A 20848-nucleotide genomic window follows, 5' to 3' on the forward strand; every position below is an offset into this window, starting at 1 on the left:
CGGTCCGTGCCCACTCAAGGCACTGAAGCACGTCGAGTGTGCCGACCTGGTCAGTGGTATTCGCGAAAGGGAATTCAGTCGTGTCCTCACCCGCACCGGCCCGGCCGAGGCCGGTCCACCAGGCGGCCGATCTGCTGGCGGCATACCTGCCCGGATCGTTCTATTACTCGTCCGCCCGGGGATCGATGCTCGCCGACGGGGTGTACTCCCCGGTCCAGGCGGCGCCGGGCAGGCGTGCCCGCGCCGCCGCCGAGGTCCTCGACGCCGCGCTCGTGGCGGGAGTGACCGAGCCCGTGGTGGCCGGGGCGATCGGGTTCCGGCCCGACGCCCCGAGCAGCCTGGTGGTTCCCGCCGTGGTGCGCCGGGCCGGACCACCGACGCGGAGTGGTCCGGTGGCACCGCTCGGCGGAAGCTGGTCGGTGTCACCGCGGCCCGCGCCTGCGGTCTACACCACTGCCGTCACCAGGGCGCTGGACGAGATTCGCGACGGTGACCTGCGCAAGATCGTGCTTGCCCGCTGCCTCGACGTCACCGGCGGCGACCCCGTGGCCGTACCGCGGCTGCTGGCCCGCCTCGTGCACGCCGACCCGGCGGCCCATGCCTTCGCCGTCGACGTCAGCGCCCCCGGCGATCCCGCGCCGCGCACCCTGATCGGCGCGAGCCCGGAACTGCTGGTCTCGCGCCGCGGCCGGATCGTCACGGCCAACCCGCTGGCCGGGTCGCGACCCCGCGTCGCCGACGAAGCCGAAAACGCCAGCCGGGTCAGCGAGCTGCTGGCGTCCGGAAAGGACCGTGCCGAACACGCCCACGTCGCCGCGCAGGTGGCCGAAGTGCTGGGCCGGTTCTGCGTCGACCTCGAGGTCCCCGCCGAACCCGAAGTGATCGGCACACCCACGATGTGGCACCTCTCGACCCGGATCAGCGGACGGCTCGCCGACCCGGGCGACGCCGGTTCGTCCGCGCTCGCACTGGCCGAGGCCCTGCATCCCACTCCCGCCGTGTGCGGTGTCCCCACCGGGCTCGCCCGTGACACCATCGCCGCGCTCGAACCGGAAGACCGCGGCTACTACGCGGGTCTGGTCGGCTGGACCGATCCGACCGGGGACGGCGAATGGGTGGTCACCATCCGCTGCGCCGAGGTCCGCGACCGGACCGTGCGGCTGTTCGCCGGTGCCGGGGTGGTGGCCGGGTCGGACCCGGAAGCAGAACTCGCCGAGACCGGCGCGAAGTTCGGCACCATGCTGCGCGCGCTCGGGCTGGAGGGCGTGGCGTGACCACCGATCACGTGCCCTGGCCGCCCGAAACCGCCGCGCGCTACCGGGCTGCGGGCTATTGGCGCGGCCAGACCTTCGGCAAGCTGCTGACCAGTCTCGCCGAGGCCTACGCCGAACGTCCCGCCGTGCTCGGCGGAACCGCTCGTTGGACCTTCGCCGAACTCGACGAACGGGCGCACCGGCTCGCCGCGGGGTTCGCCGGAGCCGGGATCCGAGCAGGCGACCGGATCGTCGTGCAACTGCCGAACGTGCCGGAGTTCGCGTCCGTCGTTTTCGGACTGTGGCGCGCCGGTGCGCTGTCGGTGTTCGCCCTGCCCGCGCACCGGGCCAGCGAGCTGCGGCACTTCGCCGAACAGAGCGAGGCCGCGGCGATCCTCACCGTCGGCGAGCACGAACGGTTCGGCCACGCGGCCATGGCCCACGCGGTCGCGGCCGAAGTCCCGTCGGTCCGGGAGGTCTTCGTCGTCGGTACGGAGGAATTCGCCGCACTCGAGGCGACCACTCCGCGCGCCCTGCCGGATCCGGACCCCGCCGGTGTCGCGTTCCTCCAGCTCTCCGGGGGCAGCACTGGTCTCCCCAAGCTGATCCCGCGCACGCACGACGACTACCTCTACAGCGTCCGGGAAAGCGCCAGGATCTGCGGTCTGCGCCCGGAAAGCGTGTACCTCGCCGCGTTGCCGGTCGCGCACAACTTCCCGCTCAGCTCGCCCGGTCTGCTCGGAGCACTGCACGCGGGCGCGGCCACCGTGTTCGCGCCACGTCCGGACGCCGACACCGCGTTCCGGCTGATCGAGGCCGAAGGCGTGACGATCACCGGGCTCGTGCCGCCACTGGCCGCCGCGTGGACGCAAGCCGCCGCGCGGACCACCCGCGATCTGTCCTCTTTGGACGTACTGCTGGTCGGCGGCGCCAAATGCGCCCGTGAGCTGGCGGAGAAGATCGGGCCCGCGCTGGGCTGCCGCCTGCAACAGGTCTTCGGCATGGCCGAGGGGCTGGTGTGCTACACCCGGCTCGACGATCCGGACGAGTACGTCCTCGCCACGCAGGGACGGCCGATCTCGCCGGACGACGAGATCCGCGTCGTGCAGCCGGACGACCCCTTGTCCACTTCGGACGACGTCGTCGCCCCGGGTGAGATCGGCGCACTGCTCACCCGCGGCCCGTACACGATCCGCGGCTACTACCGCGCCACCGAGCACAACAAGACCGCGTTCACCGAGGACGGCTTCTACCGCACCGGGGACCTCGTGCGGCAGCACCCGTCCGGGCACCTGGAAGTGGTCGGCCGGGCCAAGGAACAGATCAACCGCGGCGGTGAAAAGGTGGCCGCGGAAGAGGTCGAGAACCATCTGATGGCGCATCCCGGCGTGCTCGACGCCGCCGTCGTCGCCGTGCCGGATCCGTACCTGGGCGAGCGCACCTGCGCCTACGTCGTCGCGGTGCCCGATCCGGAAATCGCCGAGCCCACGGCGGCGGAACTGCGCCGGTTCGTGCGCGAACGCGGGGTGGCGGCGTTCAAGGTACCCGATCTGGTGCAGGTGGTGCCGGAGTTCCCGGTGACCGGCGTCGGAAAGACCAGCAAACGCGAGCTGCGGGCGGCACTGGCCGCCCTGGCGAAGGAGAAGTGAACGTGTCACTGCCGAAGATCCAGCCGTACCCCCTGCCGACGGAGGCCGAGCTGCCCGCCGGACGGGTCGGCTGGAAACCCGACCCCGCCCGCGCCGCGCTGCTGGTGCACGACGCGCAGCGGTACTTCCTCGCACCGTACGAGGGATCCCCGATCCCGGAGATGGTCGCGAACATCGCCGCGCTCGCCGACGCCGCCCGCGCCGTGGGAGTGCCGGTGTTCTACACCGCGCAGCCCGGCCACCAGGCCGCTGAGGACCGCGGCCTGCTCACCGAATTCTGGGGCGACGGCATCGGCGCGGTCATCGACGACGATCCGGCCGCCGCCGACGTCGTCGACGAACTCGCCCCGGAACCGGGTGACACCGTGCTGACGAAGTGGCGCTACAGCGCGTTCCAGCGCAGCACTTTCACCGAACAGCTCGCCGAAGCGGGCCGGGACCAGCTGCTGATCACCGGCGTCTACGCGCACATCGGCTGCCAGGCCACCGCGGTCGAGGCGTTCATGCGCGACGTCCAGCCGTTCCTGGTCGGCGACGCGGTCGCGGACTTCTCCCGCGAACGGCACGACCAGGCGTGCGAATACGTCGCCCAGCGCTGCGGCGCGCTCACCACCACGGCCGCCGCGCTCGCCGCGCTGGCCCCGATCCACGCCGGAGCGCGGTCATGAGCCTCACTACCGAGAAGATCCACGCCGACGTCGCCGAACTGCTCGGCTGCGACCCGGCCGAGCTGACCCCGGAAACCGATCTGACCGACCTCGGCCTCGACTCGATGCGGATCATGGGACTGGTCGAGCAGTGGCGTTCCGAAGGCGCGGACACCCTCGAATTCGCCGACCTCGCCGAACAGCCGACGCTGGGTCACTGGACAGAGATCCTCGCCGGGAAAACCGCGTGAGCCGCGCCGACCACCGCCACCGGCATCTGGAGCGCATCGCCGAGGTCCGCGCGGGTCAGCACGCGGAGAAGGTCCCATACCCGATCCGCGTCCGGCAGGCCGAAGTCGTGCGCACCGAGATGATCGGCTCCGGACTGCTCCGTGTCACCCTCGGCGGGCCGGGAACGGCGGGGTTCGAGGCGCATTCACCCGACGAACACGTGAAAGTGCTGTTCCCGGAAGTCGACCCGGAACCGCGGCTGCCGGTTCAGGACGGCGACATGCTGCGCTGGCCGAAGCCGTCGCCGACGTCCCGGGAGTACACGGTCCGCCGCTACGACCCGGTTTCCGGGGAACTCGATCTGGATGTCGCGCTGCACCAAGGCGGACTCGGGTCCGGATGGGCGGAGAAGGTGACTCCGGGAACCGCGGTGCACGTCGCCGGACCGCCGGGCGGGCTGATCGTGCCGCACACCTACGACCGCTACCTCCTCGCCGGTGATCTCACCGCGCTGCCCGCGATCGCGCGCTGGCTCGAAGAACTGCCCCGGACCGCCGCGGGCTGGGCGTTCATCGAGGTCGCCGACGCGAGCGAGGAGATCGAGCTGTCCGCGCCCGAAGACGTCGAAGTGCGCTGGCTGCACCGAGACGGCGCCGCGCCGGAGGACACCGAGCTGCTGGCCCGTGCCGTCCGCGCGATCGAGGTCGCCGCCGGTGAACGGCTCTACGCCTGGGTCGCCGGGGAAGCCGGGCAGATCAAGCCGCTGCGCCGCTGGCTGAAAAACGACCTCGGGCTCGGCAAGGACGACCACGACGTGACCGGCTACTGGAAACGCGGCGTCGCGGACTTCGACGACGAGCACGACCACTGATCCCCACCAAGAAAACCGAGGAAAACCCATGCGCACCACAAGAACCCGCCGCCTCGCCGGAGCGCTCGCGCTCGCTTTGACGGTCGTGACCGCGGCCACCGCCTGCGGTTCCGGCGATGCCGGGCAGGCGGGCGACGGCGGGCAGACCCGGGTGTTCGCCGCCGACAACGGCCAGATCACCATCCCGGTCTCGCCGAAGCGGGTCATCGCCACCGGCTACGCCGTGCCCGCCCTGCTCGAAGCGGGCGCGCCGCTGGTCGGGGTGTCCAGCTGGAAGCGCGGCATCCCGCTGTTCAACGAGCAGGAGCGCAAGAAGTACGACGAGCTGGCGAAGGTCGCGGGCGAGTCGGCGGCGGAGACGAACTACGAGGCGATCGCGCAGGCGGATCCGGACCTCATCGTGATCGGTGTGCCGAAGCCGGTGCTCGCCGACATCGACCTCAAGCGGCTCGAAGCGATCGCGCCGGTCGTGGCGATCGGCCCGTCGGTGCCGTCGATGTGGCGTGAGCTTTCCCGCAAGCAGGCCGACGCCGCCGGCGCGACCGCGGGGTTCGACGCGCTCAAGACCGCGTACGACACCAAGGCCAAGGGACTGGCCGAGAAGTACAAGGCGGTGCTGCCGCAGCTGAAGCTGGGCCACGTCGGGGCCTACGGCGAGGTCGCCAAGGGCAACTTCCAGCGTGAGTTCAACGGTTCCTGGGGCACCAACATCGCGCAGGACCTCGGCGCCACCTACTACGGCCAGGTCAAGGTCAAGGGCGGCGGCTCCAAGGACGTCAGTGAGTACCCGTCGATCGAAGAGCTGTCGACCGCGTTCGCCGAGGCCGACGCGATCACCTACTCGGTCAGTGCCGACGGTTCCGTGCCCGCGCCGGTCAAATACGTCCTCGATTCGCCGCTGTGGAAGGAACTTCCCGCGGTGAAGGCGGGCAAGGTCTACCCGTTCCGCTACACCGAGGCCGCCACCTACCGGGCCGCGACGTCTACTTTGGACGCCGTCGACCAGGCGTTCGCGCCGCTGCTCAAGCAGTGACCACCGCCGGGCGGTCCGCGCTGCTGGGCGCCGCGCTGCTCGGGCTCGTCGTGGTCGCCGTGCTGAGCGTCGGGATCGGCGCGCACGCCATCGCCCCCGGTGAGGTCGTGCGCGCCCTGCTGGGCGAAGGGAACCCGAGTGACCGGGCGGTGGTCCTGGACATCCGGATGCCGAGGGCGGTGCTCGCGGTCGGCGTCGGCGCGGCGTTGGCGGTCGGGGGAGTGCTCGTGCAGGCGTTGTCGCGCAACGCCTTGGCCGAACCCGGGGTGCTCGGCGTGACCGCCGGGGCCGGATTCGCCATCGCGGTGGGTTCGGCGCTCGGCCTCGCCGCCTCGGCACCCGCCGAACTGGGCCTGGCGGTGCTGGGCGCGGCCGGGGCCGCGGTGCTGGTGTACGCGGTCGGCCGCCGGGCACCGCTGCGGCTGGTACTGGCCGGCACCGCGTTGAGCGCCGTGCTGCTGGGGCTCACTCTCGGCCTCCGGCTGCTGTTCCCCGACACCTTCGACGTCTACCGGTTCTGGTCGGTGGGGTCGCTGGCCGGTCGCGAGCAGGCCCCGACCACGGTGCCGCTGGTCGTCATCGGTCTGTCGCTGCTGGGCGCGTTCGCGGTGAGCCGTCAGCTGAACGCGATCGCCCTCGGCGAGACGGTCGCGCACACCCTCGGCGCGAACGTCGCGCGCGTCCGGGCGATGACCCTTGTGTTGATCACCTTGATGGCGGGGGCAGCCACCGCCCTGGCCGGGCCGATCCTGTTCGTGGGGCTGATCGTGCCGCATCTGGCCCGGCGGGTGGCGGGCGCGTCGATCCCGTGGCTCGTCGCGTTCGCCGCGCTGCTCGGCCCGGTCCTGATGCTGGCCGCGGACGTCGGCTCCCGGGTCCTGCTGCCGACCGGCGAAGTCCCGGTCGCGATCGTGACCGCGTTCCTCGGCGGCCCGGTGCTGATCTGGGCCGTCCGCAAATACGGGGCGGCGCCGCTGTGAGCGCGCTGGTCCTGCGGCGCGGGCGGTTCTCCGCCCGGCTGGAACGCCGCACCCTCCTCTTCCTCGTGGCGATGGCCGTGGTCATCGCCGGTTTGATGCTGCTCGGACTCTGCTATGGCGCGGCGTGGGCGAGCCCCGCCCGCGTGTTCGCCGCGCTCACCGGATCCGGTGGCGGCCCGGGGGTGGTCATCCGGGAATGGCGGCTGCCGCGGGTGCTGGCCGGGCTGGTGTTCGGTGCCGCGCTCGGGCTGGCGGGCGCGATCTTCCAGAACGTCACCCGCAATCCACTCGGCAGCCCGGACGTCATCGGCCTCGACGCCGGCGCCTACACCGGCGCGCTGTTCGCGATCACCGTGCTGTCGGGGACGTCGACGCAGCTCACGATCGGTTCGGTGCTCGGCGGCGTGCTCACGGCGGCGATCGTGTACGTGTTGTCGCTCGGTGGTGGGCTGTCCGGGCTGCGGCTGATCGTCATCGGGATCGCGATCAACGCGATGCTGACGGCGGTGAACTCGTGGATCGTGCTGCGCGCCGAACTCGAGATCGCGATCGCGGCCGTCGGCTGGAACGCCGGTTCGCTCAACGGGGTCGGCTGGGACGACGTCGCCATCCCGTTCGGGGTGCTGGCGGTGCTTTTCGCCGTACTGGTCACGCGGGCGCCGTCACTGCACCAGGCCGCGCTCGGCGGCGCGCTGGCGGTCACCACCGGCGTCCGCTGGGACCGGCTGCGGCTGCAGCTGGTGCTCATCGGGGTCGGGTGCACGGCGACGGTCACCGCCGTCGCCGGGCCGATCGCGTTCATCGCGCTGGCCGCCCCGCAGATCGGGCGGCGGCTGGCCCGCACGCCCGGTATTCCGCTGCTGCCCGCCGCGCTCACCGGCGCCGTTCTCCTGACCGGCGCCGACCTGGCCGCCCAGATGCTGCTCGCGCCGGAAGCGCTGCCGGTCGGTGTGGTCAGCACCGTGATCGGCGGCGGCTATCTGATCTGGCTGCTCACCAAGGAGGTGCGGCGCACATGAGTGCCCGCTTGACCGCCCGGGAACTGACCCTGCGCTACGGCGACCGGGTGGTGTCGACCCGGCTGAGCCTCGACGTGCCCGACCGCGCGTTCACCGCCGTGGTGGGACCGAACGCCTGCGGTAAGTCGACCTTGCTGCGCGCGTTCGTCCGGCTGCTGCGGCCCTCCGACGGCGAGGTCCTGCTCGACGGCAAGGACGTCGGTTCCTTCCACGGCAAGGGATTGGCGCGGGAACTCGGTTTTCTGCCGCAGGATCCGGTCGCGCCGGAGGACGTCCGCGTCCGGCAGCTGGTCGCGCGCGGCAGGTTCCCGCACCAGTCGCTGTTCGCGTCGTGGTCCGAGGAGGACGAACGCGCGGTGATCGAGGCGATGACCGCGGCCGGGGTGGCGGGGCTGGCCGACCGGCCGGTGCAGGAGCTTTCGGGCGGGCAGCGCCAGCGCGTGTGGGTGGCGCTGGTGCTGGCACAGAAGACGCCGTACCTGCTGCTCGACGAGCCGACGTCGTTCCTCGACATCGCGCACCAGTACCAGCTGCTGGGGTTGCTGGCGCGCCTGCGCGACGAAGGCCGCACGGTGATCGCCGTCCTGCACGACATCAATCAGGCCTGTCGCTACGCCGATCACCTCGTCGCGTTGCGGGACGGCCGGATCGTCGCGGAAGGCGCGCCGGCCGACATCGTCGACGCCGAGCTGATGAAGGAGGTCTTCGATCTCCCCAGCGTCGTCGTGCCCGACCCGGTGACCGGAACCCCGATGGTGGTGCCCTCGTGCTGAACCTCACCGGAGCCCAGCTGGGCATCTGGACCGCGCAGCGGCTCGAACCCGACTCGCCCTACTACGTCGTCGGCGACGTGATCGAGATCGTCGGTGACCGGCCGGTCGACGTCGAGGCGCTGACCGAAGCGATCCAGGCCACCGCGGAAGAGGCGGACAGCCTGCGGTTGCGGGTCTTCGAGACACCGGACGGGCCACGTCAAGTGGTGTCGGCGGAGCCGGTGCCGTCGCCGGGGGTGGTGGATCTGCGCGGGGAGGCCGACCCGGTCGCGGCGGCGCACGAGCGGGTGGAGGCCGAACGCCGCCGGGTCGCCGAAGCCTGCCGCGAAATGGTCGACCGGCCGCTGTTCGCCCACCTCGTGCTGCGGCTTTCCGACTCGCACGTGTGGTTCACCCAGCTCGGGCACCATCTCGTGTTCGACGGCTACACCGCGGCGATGCTCGCGCGCCGCGCCGCCGCCCGTTACACCGCTTCGGTCCTGGGCAAGGAAGTGCCGCCCTCGACGTTCGCGCGGTTCGCCGACCTCGTCGAGGCCGACCGCTCTTATCGCGAGAGCGAACGGTTCGCCCAAGACCGGGAGTACTGGCGCGAGCGGTTCACGCCGTTGCCGGACCTCGACGACGGCGGTAGCGCGTCGGGCCCGCCCGAGCGCACGGTGACCGCCCGATCGGTCTTGCCCGCCTCGGACCTGGCGCGGTTGCGCGACCTGGGGAAACGCGCCGGAACGACCTGGGGTGACGCGCTGATCGCCTGCTACGCGGCCTTCTTGCACCGGGTGCTCGGCTGGACCGACGTCGTGTTCGCGATGCCGTTGATGTGCCGGGAAGGAGCCGCGTTGCGGACCCCGGCGATGGCGGTCAACGTGCTGCCGCTGCGGGTCACGGTGCTCCCGGAGGACTCGGGCGCCGCACTGACGGCGCGGGTGGCGGGCGCGCTCAAGGAGATGCGCACGCATCAGCGTTATCGCGGGGAGGACCTGCCGCAGGAGCTGGCGGTGCCCGGGGCGGGGGCGCTGCTGCACGGCCGCGGCATCAACCTCAAGGCGTTCGATCTCAAGCTCGACTTCGCGGGCGCCCACGGCACCATGCGCAACGTCGCCGGCGGACCGCCCGAGGACATGGGCCTGTCCGTGCTCCCGACGTCCGACGGCGGGCTGCTGCTCGGCTTCGAGGTCGACGCGCGGACCCACGACCAGACCGCCGTCGACGCCAAACTGACCGCGCTGCGCTGCCTGATCACCGCGTTGACCGAACCGGACGGCCCGGCGGTCGCCGGTGCCGACCTGGTCCCGCCGGGGGAGCGGGACGCGTTGCTCCAGGCGTGGACGACGCCCGCGCCGGACGGCGAACTCCTTGAAGTGACTGAACTTCTCGACTGCCTTTCCCCGGATCAGACGGCGCTGGTGTCCGGTGACGAACGGCTGACCGGCGGCGAACTCGTCGGACGGGTACACCGGCTCGCGCGGGCCTTGCGGGCGCGGGGCGTCGGACCTGACGACGTCGTCGCGCTGGCCCTGCCGCGTTCGGCGGACCTCGTCGTCGCCCTGCTGGCGGTGCTCGACGCCGGGGCCGCGTTCCTGCCGCTGGACCTCGCCCATCCGGTCGAGCGGTCGCGGGAACTGGCCGCCGAAGCCGGTGCGGTGCTCACGGTGGCTCATGACCCGGAGATCGTGCCGGGACCACAGTTGCTGCTCGGCGGCACCGATCTGTCCACATTGGACTCTTCGCCGCTCGCGCTGGAGCGTCATCCGGAACATCTCGCGTATGTCATCTTCACCTCCGGTTCGACCGGCCGTCCCAAGGGCGTCCTCGGGCGGGTGGGCGGACTGGCGACACTGCTGCGCCACCACCGCGCGACCACGGTCGCCGAAACCGAACGAGCCACGGGCAGGCGGCTCCGGGTCGCGCACACGTACTCGTTCGCCTTCGACTCCGCGCTCGACCAGCTGATGTGGCTGCTGTTCGGGCACGAACTCCATGTCTACGGCACCGACGTCGCGCGAGACGCCGACGCGCTGCTGGCCGCGTTCGCCCGCGACCGGATCGACGTCGTCGACACCACGCCGTCGATGGCCGCGCCGCTGGTCGACGCCGGACTGCTCGACGGCCCGCACCCGCCCGCGCTACTCGTCCTGGGCGGAGAGGCGACTCCGCCCGCGTTGTGGCGCCGGGTCGCGGAGTCCGGTGTCCGCGCCCGCAACATGTACGGTCCGACCGAGGCCACTGTGGACGGTGCCGGCTCCTGGTTGGACGACGGGGAACCGACGATCGGGACCGCGGTACCGGGTACGGCGGTCCGGGTGCTGGACGCCGCGCTGCGTCCGGCGCCCGCCGGAACCCCGGGTGAGCTCTACCTCGCCGGACCCCATCTGGCGCGCGGCTATCTCGGACGCCCCGGCGCGACCGCCGAGCGGTTCGTCCCCGATCCGTTCGGCGCGCCCGGCGACCGGATGTACCGCACCGGCGACCTCGCGCGCTGGCTGCCCGGCCGCGGGCTGGAGTACCTGGGCCGCCACGACGGCCAGGTGAAGATCCGCGGCCACCGCGTCGAACTGGGCGAGGTCGAGGCCGCGCTGGCCGCCGTGCCCGGAGTGCGTGCGGCGGCAGCGGCGGTGCGGGGACCGAGGCTCGTCGGGTACGTCGTCGGCGAGGTCGTGCCGGACGACGTTCGCGCGGAGCTCGCCGGGCGGATGCCGGAGCATCTCGTCCCCGCCACCGTGGTCGTGCTTGACACGCTTCCGTTGACCTCCAACGGGAAGATCGACCGGGCCGCGCTGCCCGCCCCGCGTGCGGCGGCGGGCCGGGCCGCGGCCACCGACCGCGAGCGCCTGCTGTGCGCGACCATCGCGGAGGTGATCGGCGTCGAAGAGGTCGCCGTCGACGACGACTTCTTCGCACTGGGCGGGGACAGCATCACCGCGATCAGCGTCAGCAGCAGGTTACGCGCCCACGGCCTCGACCTGCGGCCGCGTGACCTGCTCGCCCGGCGCAGTTTCGAGGCGCTGGCCGCGACGAGCGCCGAGATCGGTGGCCTGGCGGACCCACCCGGCGAGCCCGACGCGGCCATCGGCGCGGTGCCCGCCCCGCCGATCGTCCGGGCCCTGCTCGACCCGCATCCGGACATCGCGACCATCGCCGGATACACCCAATGGACGGCGCTCCGGCTCGACGAGGATCTTCCTCCCGCCAGGCTGACCGAAGGCGTCCAAACACTGCTGGACCACCACGACGTCCTCCGGCTGCATTCAGAGGACGAAATGCGGGTCCGGGAACGCGGCGCGGTGAAGGCGTCCGACGTCGTCATCGAGAAGACAGGGGACCTGGCCGAGGTCGCGGCGGAACTGGCGGAGTCCCTTGATCTCCGGGCCGGAGTGCTCAAGGTCGCGCTGCTGCCGGATCACCTCGTCATCGTGCTCCACCACCTGGCGGTCGACGGCGTCTCGTGGCGCGTCCTCCTGCCGGATCTGCACGCGGCTTGCGCCGGTGAACCGCTCGAACCGGTGGGGACGTCGTGGCGGCGGCATGCGCTCCGCCTTGCCGAACAGGGAATTTCGGGCGCCCGTCGCGGCGAACTCGACCATTGGCGCCGTGCGCTCGACGGACCGCGTCTCGGTCACCGGCCGCTCGATCGGACCGTGGACACGGTCGCGACCGCGCGGCGCTCGGTCACCCTCGCCTCACCGGAGCAGACCGAGGCGGTACTCACCGGTCTCCCGGCGGCCTACCGTGCCGGGCCGGACGACGTCCTGCTCGCCGCGCTCGTGCTGGCCCTCCGGTCGTGGCGGGCCACCCCGGTCGAGGCCGAGACCGTGTCCCTCGAAGGACACGGCCGGGATCAGGACGGCCTGGATCTCTCGCGCACCGTCGGCTGGTTCACCGCCGAGCATCCGCTGCGTGTGCCCGCCACCGCGGTGGTGGCGACCACGGACTTCGACAGCGCGCTCGCGGGCGGCGACGCGGCCGGAAAGCTGCTGCGGGCGGCCAAAGAGGCCAAACGCGCCGTGCCGGACAACGGTGTCGGCTTCGGCGTTCTGCGGTATCTCGACCCGCTGACCCGGGACGAGTTCGCCGCCGTTCCGCCGCCGGACGTCGTCCTGAACTACCTCGGCCGGTTCGCGGCGCTGCCCGGCACCGGCTGGCGGCTGCCCGAAGAAGACCCGTTCGCGGTCACCGAACCGGCGGCCAAGTCGCTCGAACAGGTGCTGGCGCTGAACTGCTTCGTCCGCGAGGAAGGCTGTCCCCGGCTCGCCGTCGAATGGACCGCCGCGGGCGAAGTGCTGCCCGAGGAAAGCGTTGAGGCGCTTCAAGAAGCGTGGTCGCGGGCACTGGAAGCCCTGACCGTGCACGCCGCCCGGATCGGACCGGACGGCGGTGGGCTCACGCCGTCGGATCTACCGCTGGTCGGCCTCGGCCAGGCCGACATCGACGCGCTGGAACGCCGGGGCCGCGTCGAGGACGTGCTGCCCGCGACCCCGTTGCAGGCCGGGCTCGCGTTCCACACCTTGACGCGCGGCGACGACGACACCGACGTCTACGTGGTGCAGGCCGTGACCCTGCTCAGCGGCGCACTCGACGCCGACCGGATGCGGGAGGCCGCGGCGGAGGTGCTGCGGCGGCATCCCGCGCTGCGCGTCCACCTGCACACCACCGACGCGGGCGAAGTCGTCCAGGTGGTCCCCGCCGCGGTGTCGCTCGACTGGCGGCACGCGAGCGTGTCACCGGAGCAGGTCGACGGCGAATGCCGCGCCGAACTCGCGCGGCCCTTCGACCCGGCGACCCCGCCGCTGATCCGGTTCCTGCTGCTCACCCTCGGCCCGGACGAGCACCGCCTGGTGCTCACCAACCACCACGCGCTCCTCGACGGCTGGTCGATGCCGATCGTGGGCCGGACGCTCCTGGCCACCTATGCCGAACTCGGCGGCGGCCCGGCGGCCCCGGTCGCCCCGCCGCTCGCGGAGTACCACCGGGTGCTCGGCGAACGTGACCAGGACGCGGCGCTGGAGGCGTGGCGCGAGGCGCTGGCCGGACTCGACGAGGGCACCCGGCTGGCTCCGGCGAGCGTCGAGTCCACTGTGGAGCGTCCGGAACGCGTCACCGTGGCACTGGGCGGGGAGTTCAGTGAACGGCTGCGCGCCTTCGCCCGTGAACGCGGAATCACGCCGACGACGGTGTTCCAGACCGCGTGGGGAGTGCTGCTCGCCAGGCTGACCGGCCGCCACGACGTCGTCTTCGGCTGCCCGGTGTCCGGCCGCCCGGCCGAGGTCCCCGGCGTCGAGCGGATGATCGGGCAGCTCGGCGGCACGATCCCGGTGCGGGTGCGGTTCGACGCGGGCGAAACCGCGGCCGCGGTGCTGGAGCGCGTGCACACCGAAAGCGTCCGGCTCACCGACCACCATCACGCCGGGCTGCCCGGCATCCAGCGCGCGATCGGCGTCGGCGACCTGTTCGACACGATGCTGGTGATGGAGAACTTCCCGCTCTCCAGCCGTGCCCGCACCACCCTGGCCCCGGGACTGGATCTCGTCGGGGTCGACATCACCGACGCCACGCACTACCCGCTCACGGTGATCGTGCTGCCCGGCGACGAATTCACCGTCGGGCTCGGCTACCAGCCCCAGGCCTTCACCCGCGACGAAGCCGAGTCCTTCGGCCGGTGGCTGCGTGCCCTCCTGCACGAGATCGTCACCGATCCGGCCCGCCCCGCCGTCCGGCTTCGCGCACTCGACGCCGACGAAGAGCGGGCGATGTTGCGTCTCGGCGAAGGCCCGGCACCGAAACGAGAACGCGGCGGCATGCTGGAGGAGTTCGGCCGCTGGGTCCGCGAGACCCCGGACGCCGAAGCCGTCGTGTGCCGCGACCGCCGCTTGACCTACGCCGAACTGGACCGGCGGGCCAACCGGCTCGCGAACACCCTGATCGACGCCGGCGTGAAACCGCAGGACCCGGTCGCGGTCCTGCTGCGCCGCGACGTCGACCTCGTGGTCGCGCTGTTCGGCGTGATCAAGGCCGGCGCGGTGCACGTGCCGATGGATCCGGACTATCCGGCCGACCGGCTCGCCTACATGCTCGGTGACATCGAACCCGCCGCCGTCGTGTCCACTTCGGACGTCGACGGGTTTCCGGTGGTGAACCCGCACGATCTGTCCACAAACGATACCGACCCGGCCGTCCGGCTGAGCGAGGACGCGCTCGCGTACGTCATCTACACCTCCGGTACCACCGGCAAACCCAAGGGTGTGGCGGTGCCACATCGCGGCGTCCCGAGCCTGATCGCGTTGCAGGAGGACATCGTCGGGATCGGGACAGCCGAGCGGTACCTGCATTTCGCCTCGACGAGTTTCGACGTCGCGTTCTGGCAGTTCATGCTGCCGCTGCTGTCCGGCGGCACCTCGGTCATCGCACCGGAGGAGGTGCGGGTCTCCGGTGACGACCTGCTGGCCTACGCGGCCGAACACCGTGTCACCGGGCTCAACCTGCTCCCGTCGTTCCTTTCCGCGATGCCCGACGACGCGACCGTCGATCCGGACGTGTTCTTCGTCGTCGGCGCCGAACGGCTCGACCCGGAACTGGCGCGGCGCTGGGGGAACCGGCGGGCGTTGTTCAACGCCTACGGCCCGACCGAGGTCACCATCAACTCGGTCACCTGGCACTACGACCCGGCCGACCCCGGTCCGCTGCCGATCGGGCGCCCGGACCCGGAGGTCCGCGCGTACGTGCTCGACGGCGGGCTGCTCCCGGTCGGCACGAACGTCACCGGCGAGCTGTACCTGGCGGGGCCGAAGCTGGCCCAAGGCTATGTCGGCCGGGCGGCGCTGACCGCCGAACGGTTCGTCGCCGACCCGTTCGGGCCGCCGGGGGAGCGGATGTACCGCACCGGCGACCTGGTCCGCTGGCGGCCGGACGGGCAGATCGTCTTCCTCGGCCGCGCCGACCACCAGGTCAAGCTGCGCGGGTTCCGGATCGAACTCGGGGAGATCGAGACCGCGCTGACCGCGCACGACGACGTCCGTGCCGCCGCGGTGATCGTCCGCGAAGACCGGCTGGTCGCCTACTTCGTGCCGGTGGACGGCACCGCGCCCGATCCGGCCGCGCTGCGCGAGTACCTCGCCGCGGAGCTGCCCGCGTACCTGGTGCCGGCGGCGTTCGTGGCGCTGGACCGGTTGCCGCTCGGCCCCAGCGGAAAACTGGACCGGGCCGCGCTGCCCGCGCCGGAAACGCGGTCCGCGGGCGGGCGAGAACCGGCCACAGCCGCGGAAGCCGTGCTGCTGGGCGTGGTCCGCGATCTTCTCGGCCCCGGCGTCGGCCTGGACGACGGCTTCCTCGAAGCGGGCGGGGACAGCATCGCGTCGCTGCGCGTGGTATCCCGCGCGCGCCGTGAAGGGCTGCACCTGACCGCGCGTGACGTGCTCGAAGGGGGCACGGTCGCCGGCATCGCCGCGCGCTGCGGCGAACCGGAACGGGCCGAGGAGGCACCCGCGGTCGGGGACGCCCCGCTCACGCCGATCATGCGCGATCTGGTGCGGCGCGCGGGCAAGGCGGCGGACGGGTTCTGCCAGTGGGTCGAGATCTGCGTGCCCTCGGCGGACGACGTTCCGCGGTGGCGATCCGTGCTCGACGCCGTCCTCGCCCGCCACGACGTGCTGCGCGCGCACCTGATCGAGGACGCGCTGCGCGTCCCGGACGTCGGGGCCGTGACCGGCGCCGACGTGCTCACCACCGTCCCCGCCCCGGACGATCCGCGCGCGGTGCTGGACGCGCAGGTCGAACGGATCGTGGCGCAAATGGACCCGCGGACCGGACCGCTGCTGCGCGCGGTCCTGGCGGAGGCCGGGGAACACCGGCCCGGACGGTTGCTGCTGGTGGCCCACCACTTGGTCGCCGACGCGGTGACCTGGCGGGTGCTGCTCGACGACGTCGAACAGGCCTTCCACGGCAACCCCCTGCGCCGGCGCGGGCAGTCGTTCCTGGGCTGGGCACGGTCTCTGCGGACGGCCGCACCGCATCGAGAGGACGAAATGCCGTATTGGCGAGCGATCGCCGCCGCCCCCGAGACCCGGCTGGGCCGCACCGGACTCGACCCGGCGCGTGACACCGTCGCGACCGCACGGCATCACCGGATCGACATCGGGGCGGCCACCACCCACGCCGTGCTCACGACGCTGCCCACGGCGTACCGCACCGGCCCGGACGCTGTGCTGTTGACCGCCCTCGCCCGCGCGGTCGCCGCCTGGCGCGGGACCGCGGCCGACCTGCTCGTCGCCGTCGAGAGCCACGGCCGTCCGGGGCACACCCCGGACTTCGCGGGCAGGGTCGATCTGGCCCAGACCGCGGGCTGGTTCACCGCCGTGCATCCGGCGCGGATCGCCCCGCCCGCCGGTTCGCTGCCGGCCGCGCTGCGGGCCGTCCGCGACCACTTGCGCGCGGCGGGAGACGGTCTCGGCCACGGGATCCTCGGCATCGGCGGCACCCGGCCCGAGGTCGCTTGGAACTACCTCGGCCGCTTCCCGGCGGCCCCGGTCGCCGAAACCCCGTGGCAGCGACCGCCGGACGCCGATCCGCTCGGTTCGGGCGGCGGCGCGGAACTGCCGCTGCCCTACGCGCTGACGGTGAACGCGATGGTCCCCGACGGCGGTACCCTCGGTGTCCGCTTCACCTGGCCGTCCGCGTTGTTCACCGACGACGAGATCGCCGTGCTGGGTGAACACTTCCGCCACGAGTTGGACGAACTCGCCGCCGACGTGCCGGGACCGGGCGAAATCCTTCCGCTGACGCCGTTGCAGGAGGTGATCCTGCGCGAGTCCCGCGCCGCGGCCGAAGATCCGTATCCGGTGCAAGCCGCGTTCTCGCTGTCCGGTGACCTCGATGTCGAGGCACTACGGGCGGCGGCGGACGCACTGGTGCGGCGGCATCCGAACCTGGGCGCGGTCTTCCCGCCGTCGCACGAGGTCCAGCTGATCCCCGCGGCGCCGAAGGCAGGTTTCCGCGTCCGTGACGCGTCCGAAGTGGACACCGCACTGGACGAAGAGCTGGCGGAACCGTTCGACCTGGCCGGTGGTCCATTGTGGAGGGTCACGGTGGTGCGCCAGGAACCCGGCCGTCAGACTCTCGTGCTGACCGGTCACCACTTGCTCTCCGACGGCTGGTCGGCACCGCGCATCCTCGGCGAGCTGTTCGCACTGTACGCGGGAAAGCCGCTGCCGGATCCTGTTCCACTGACGCGGTACACCCGCTTGCTCGCCGCGGCCGATCACTCGGCCGACATCAAGGCCTGGCGAACGGAACTCGACGGTCTTCCCGAAGGCGATCACCTGACGCGTACCGGCGGGAGTGCCGACCCAGCACTGTTCACCGTGGACGGTTCACTGGTCGGGGAATTGGCCCGGCTGGGCGCCTCCCGCGGTCTCACCGTCAACACGGTGCTGCAGGGCGCCTGGGCGGCGGTGCTCGCGAGCCGGGCCGGGCGCACGGACGTCAGCTTCGGGGTGATGACCTCGAACCGGACGTCCGATGTGGACGGCGTCGAAGAGATCATCGGCCTGCTGGCGAACAGTGTCCCGGTCCGCGCCCGGTTCACCGGCACGATCGCCGACACGCTGGCCGACCTGCAGGCCCGGCAGCAGGCGATGGCCGGGCACCACCGGATCGGCCTGCCCGAACTCGCGTCGCTCGCCGGACGCGAGCGGCTGTTCGACAGCCTGCTCGTCTTCGAGAACTACCCGGTGGATCCGGCGAAACTGCGCGAACCCGCGCCCGGCCTGACCGTCACCGGCACGCGCTTCCGGGAACGGACGCATCATCCGGTGAGCGTCACCGTGGTTCCCGGCGAACACGGCTGGGAAGGCGTTCTCTACGCACGGTATACCGACGCTCGGTCCCTGGCCGACGAGCTGGTCCGGTTCCTCCGGAAGCTACCGTCCTGTTGGGACGACGACGCCGCCGGATTCGTGGGGGAGCGGTGACCGCGCGCTCGATCGACGCCGCGCTGTGGCGGACGGCGGCCGTCCTGGTGCTCGGCACGTTCATGGCGACGCTGGACAGCACGATCGTCTCGGTCGGCGTCGACACCCTCGCCGACGAGTTCGGCGCGCCGGTCACCGGCGTCCAGTGGGTGACGACGGCGTACCTGCTGGCCGTGGTCACCGCCGTGCCGGCTTCGGGGTGGCTCGCCGACCGGTTCGGCGGCCGCCGCGTCTGGCTCACCGCCGTCGTCGGGTTCCTGCTGGCGTCGCTGTTGTGCGCGCTGGCACCGACGCTGCCCGCGCTCATCGCCTTTCGTGTCCTGCAAGGGCTGGCGGGGGGCTTGCTGCCACCGACCGGGCAGGCGCTGCTGGCGCGGTCCGCCGGGCCGGACCGGATCGGCCGGGTGATCAGCGTCGTCGGCCTGGTACCGCTGTTGTCCCCGGTGCTCGGGCCGCTGGCGAGTGGCACGATCCTCGCCGCCGCCGGCTGGCCGTGGCTGTTCTACGTCAATCTCCCGGTCGGCGTGGTGGCCGTGGTACTGGCGCGACGCTGGGTACCGGCGGACGAACCAGGCGGCCGGGGTGACCGGTTCGACTTCCGGGGCGCGCTGCTGTTGTCCCCGGGCCTCGCGGTCCTGGTCTTCGGCCTCACCTGGTTCGAACGCGGGACGCCGGTCGTCGCCGGGACCGCCGTCGCGGCGGGTGTCGTGCTGCTCGCGGCGTTCGTCCGGCACGGCCTGCGGGCCGAAGCGCCCCTGCTGGATCCACGGTTGTTCACCCGGCCGCCGTTCGGGGTCGCCGCGCTGGCGCTGGTCCTGCTCGGCGCGTCGGTGTTCGGCACGATGTTCCTGCTGCCGCTCTATCTCCAGCGCGGCGCCGGACTGTCCACTGGGGACACCGGGCTGCTGCTGGTGCCGCAGGGCATCGGCGCGGCGGCCGGGTCGGTGCTGGTGAACCGGCTGGTCGACCGGCTCTCCCCGCGCACGCTGGTGCTGAGCGGGATCGTGCTGGTCGCCATCGGGACCGCTCCCTTCACCCGGCTCGGCCCTGGTTTCCCGGACTGGATGATCGTGGTTTCGCTGCTGCTGCGCGGTTTCGGCGCGGCGCTGATCGGCGCGCCGGTGATGACGATCGTCTACCGCCGGGTCGAACCCGCCCGGCTGCCCCGGGCCGCCGGGGCGCTCAACCTGCTCAACACGCTCGGTGGCTCGATCGGCACAGCGGTCTTGGCCGTGGTGCTGCAGGCGCGACTGGCCGTACGCGGCCAGGACGTCGCCGCCGCCTTCGCCGACGCGTTCTGGTGTGTGCTCGGCCTCGCCGTCGTGGCGGTCGCCGGTGCGACGCGGCTGCCCCGGGCGGCCGTCCCCGACAAGAAGAGAGGTCACGCGGATGCCTGACCAGGACACCCTGCCCAGCCCGGCCGAGGTGGCCACGAACGGCGTCGTGCCGGAGATCGCCCGGCACCGTGAGACCGTCGCGAACGTGCTGGCCAGGCGCGATTCACGGCTGCTCGTCGTCGTGGGGCCGTGTTCGGTGCACGACACCGCCGGAGCGCTCGAGTACGCGCACCGCCTCGCGGACGCGGCCCGGCGGTTCGCCGACGACCTCGTCGTGGTCCTGCGCGCCTACCTGGAGAAACCGCGGACGATCGCGGGCTGGACCGGCCTGGTGCCCGACCCCACCCTGGACGGCAAGGGCGATCTCGCGTCCGGCGTGCGGATCGGGCGGCGGTTCCTGGACGACGCCGTCGCGACCGGGCTGCCGCTGGCGTACGAGTTCGTCGACCCGTTCCTGGCGCCCTACTTCGCGGACACCATCAGCTGGGGCGCGATCGGCGCGAGGACCGTGGCCAGCCAGCCGCACCGGCACCTGGCGTCGTGGCTGCCGATGCCGGTGGGGATGAAGAACTGCGTCTCCGGGCGGCTCGACACCGCGGTCGCCGCCGTCCAGGCCGCCGGGCTGCCGCAGGTGTTCCCCGGCGCCGCCGCGGACGGGCGCCCGCGCGTCCTGCGCAGCACCGGGAATCCGGACGCGCACCTCGTCCTGCGCGGCGGCCCGAAACCGAACCACCACGCCCACGCCGTCGCGGACGCCCTCGACGCGCTGACCGCCGCGGGCCTGCCGCACCGGCTCGTCGTCGACGCCTCGCACGGCAACAGCGGCAAGAATTACGACCGGCAGCCCGTCGTCGTCGCGGACCTGGCCGACCAGATCTCGGCGGGCAACGACGCGCTGGCCGGGGTGATGATCGAGTCGTACCTCGCCGACGGCCGACAGGACGTGGGTGCGGTACCGCCTCGGCCCGATCTCAGCATCACGGACGCCTGCCTGGGCTGGGAGCGGACAGTGCCGCTACTGGAGGCGCTGGCCTGCGCCAACGCGGTGCGGCGGCTCAGTGCCCCTCGGCGCTCTCCGCATTTAGTCCTCTGAGTG

At 72.4% G+C, this 20848-nt stretch carries 12 protein-coding genes; all 12 read left to right on the forward strand.

What is annotated here, in order from left to right:
* Positions 1 to 80 precede the first annotated feature (80 nt).
* Genes AVL48_RS00490 through AVL48_RS00545 form a run of 12 tightly spaced genes read left to right on the forward strand, consistent with a single transcriptional unit; the run spans position 81 to position 20845 of the window.
* A complete protein-coding gene (locus AVL48_RS00490; protein ID WP_061983009.1) occupies positions 81 to 1274 on the forward strand; it encodes an isochorismate synthase in 1194 nt (397 codons plus the stop codon).
* On the forward strand, positions 1271 to 2902 hold the full coding sequence (locus AVL48_RS00495) for a (2,3-dihydroxybenzoyl)adenylate synthase (protein ID WP_061983008.1): 1632 nt from the start codon (positions 1271 to 1273) through the stop codon (positions 2900 to 2902). The genes AVL48_RS00490 and AVL48_RS00495 overlap by 4 nt, the downstream gene beginning before the upstream one ends.
* The gene (locus AVL48_RS00500; protein ID WP_061983007.1) at positions 2899 to 3570 is read left to right on the forward strand and encodes an isochorismatase family protein; all 672 of its coding nucleotides are present in this window, start codon (positions 2899 to 2901) and stop codon (positions 3568 to 3570) included. The genes AVL48_RS00495 and AVL48_RS00500 overlap by 4 nt, the downstream gene beginning before the upstream one ends.
* Complete coding sequence (locus AVL48_RS00505) at positions 3567 to 3800, forward strand: phosphopantetheine-binding protein (RefSeq protein WP_061983006.1); 234 nt, start codon at positions 3567 to 3569, stop codon at positions 3798 to 3800. Before AVL48_RS00500 ends, AVL48_RS00505 begins: the two co-directional genes overlap by 4 nt.
* A complete protein-coding gene (locus AVL48_RS00510) occupies positions 3797 to 4651 on the forward strand; it encodes a siderophore-interacting protein (RefSeq protein WP_061983005.1) in 855 nt (284 codons plus the stop codon). Before AVL48_RS00505 ends, AVL48_RS00510 begins: the two co-directional genes overlap by 4 nt.
* A gap of 28 nt (positions 4652 to 4679) precedes the next feature.
* A complete protein-coding gene (locus AVL48_RS00515) occupies positions 4680 to 5684 on the forward strand; it encodes an ABC transporter substrate-binding protein (protein ID WP_061983004.1) in 1005 nt (334 codons plus the stop codon).
* Entirely contained in the window at positions 5681 to 6664 is a 984-nt protein-coding gene (locus AVL48_RS00520) for a FecCD family ABC transporter permease (RefSeq protein ID WP_061983003.1), read from the forward strand. Before AVL48_RS00515 ends, AVL48_RS00520 begins: the two co-directional genes overlap by 4 nt.
* A complete protein-coding gene (locus tag AVL48_RS00525) occupies positions 6661 to 7683 on the forward strand; it encodes a FecCD family ABC transporter permease (RefSeq protein ID WP_177242353.1) in 1023 nt (340 codons plus the stop codon). The genes AVL48_RS00520 and AVL48_RS00525 overlap by 4 nt, the downstream gene beginning before the upstream one ends.
* On the forward strand, positions 7680 to 8456 hold the full coding sequence (locus tag AVL48_RS00530; RefSeq protein ID WP_061983002.1) for an ABC transporter ATP-binding protein: 777 nt from the start codon (positions 7680 to 7682) through the stop codon (positions 8454 to 8456). The genes AVL48_RS00525 and AVL48_RS00530 overlap by 4 nt, the downstream gene beginning before the upstream one ends.
* Positions 8450 to 18415 carry a non-ribosomal peptide synthetase gene (locus tag AVL48_RS00535; RefSeq protein ID WP_061983001.1) on the forward strand — a complete coding sequence of 3322 codons (9966 nt, stop codon included), beginning with the start codon at positions 8450 to 8452 and terminating at the stop codon, positions 18413 to 18415. Before AVL48_RS00530 ends, AVL48_RS00535 begins: the two co-directional genes overlap by 7 nt.
* Positions 18412 to 19812 carry a DHA2 family efflux MFS transporter permease subunit gene (locus tag AVL48_RS00540; protein ID WP_061983000.1) on the forward strand — a complete coding sequence of 467 codons (1401 nt, stop codon included), beginning with the start codon at positions 18412 to 18414 and terminating at the stop codon, positions 19810 to 19812. Before AVL48_RS00535 ends, AVL48_RS00540 begins: the two co-directional genes overlap by 4 nt.
* Positions 19805 to 20845, forward strand: coding sequence for a 3-deoxy-7-phosphoheptulonate synthase (locus AVL48_RS00545; protein WP_061982999.1), 1041 nt, complete (start codon positions 19805 to 19807; stop codon positions 20843 to 20845). The genes AVL48_RS00540 and AVL48_RS00545 overlap by 8 nt, the downstream gene beginning before the upstream one ends.
* Positions 20846 to 20848: the final 3 nt, after the last annotated feature.

Origin of the sequence: Amycolatopsis regifaucium (genome assembly GCF_001613935.1) — a bacterium.
Taxonomy (GTDB): Bacteria; Actinomycetota; Actinomycetes; order Mycobacteriales; family Pseudonocardiaceae; genus Amycolatopsis; species Amycolatopsis regifaucium.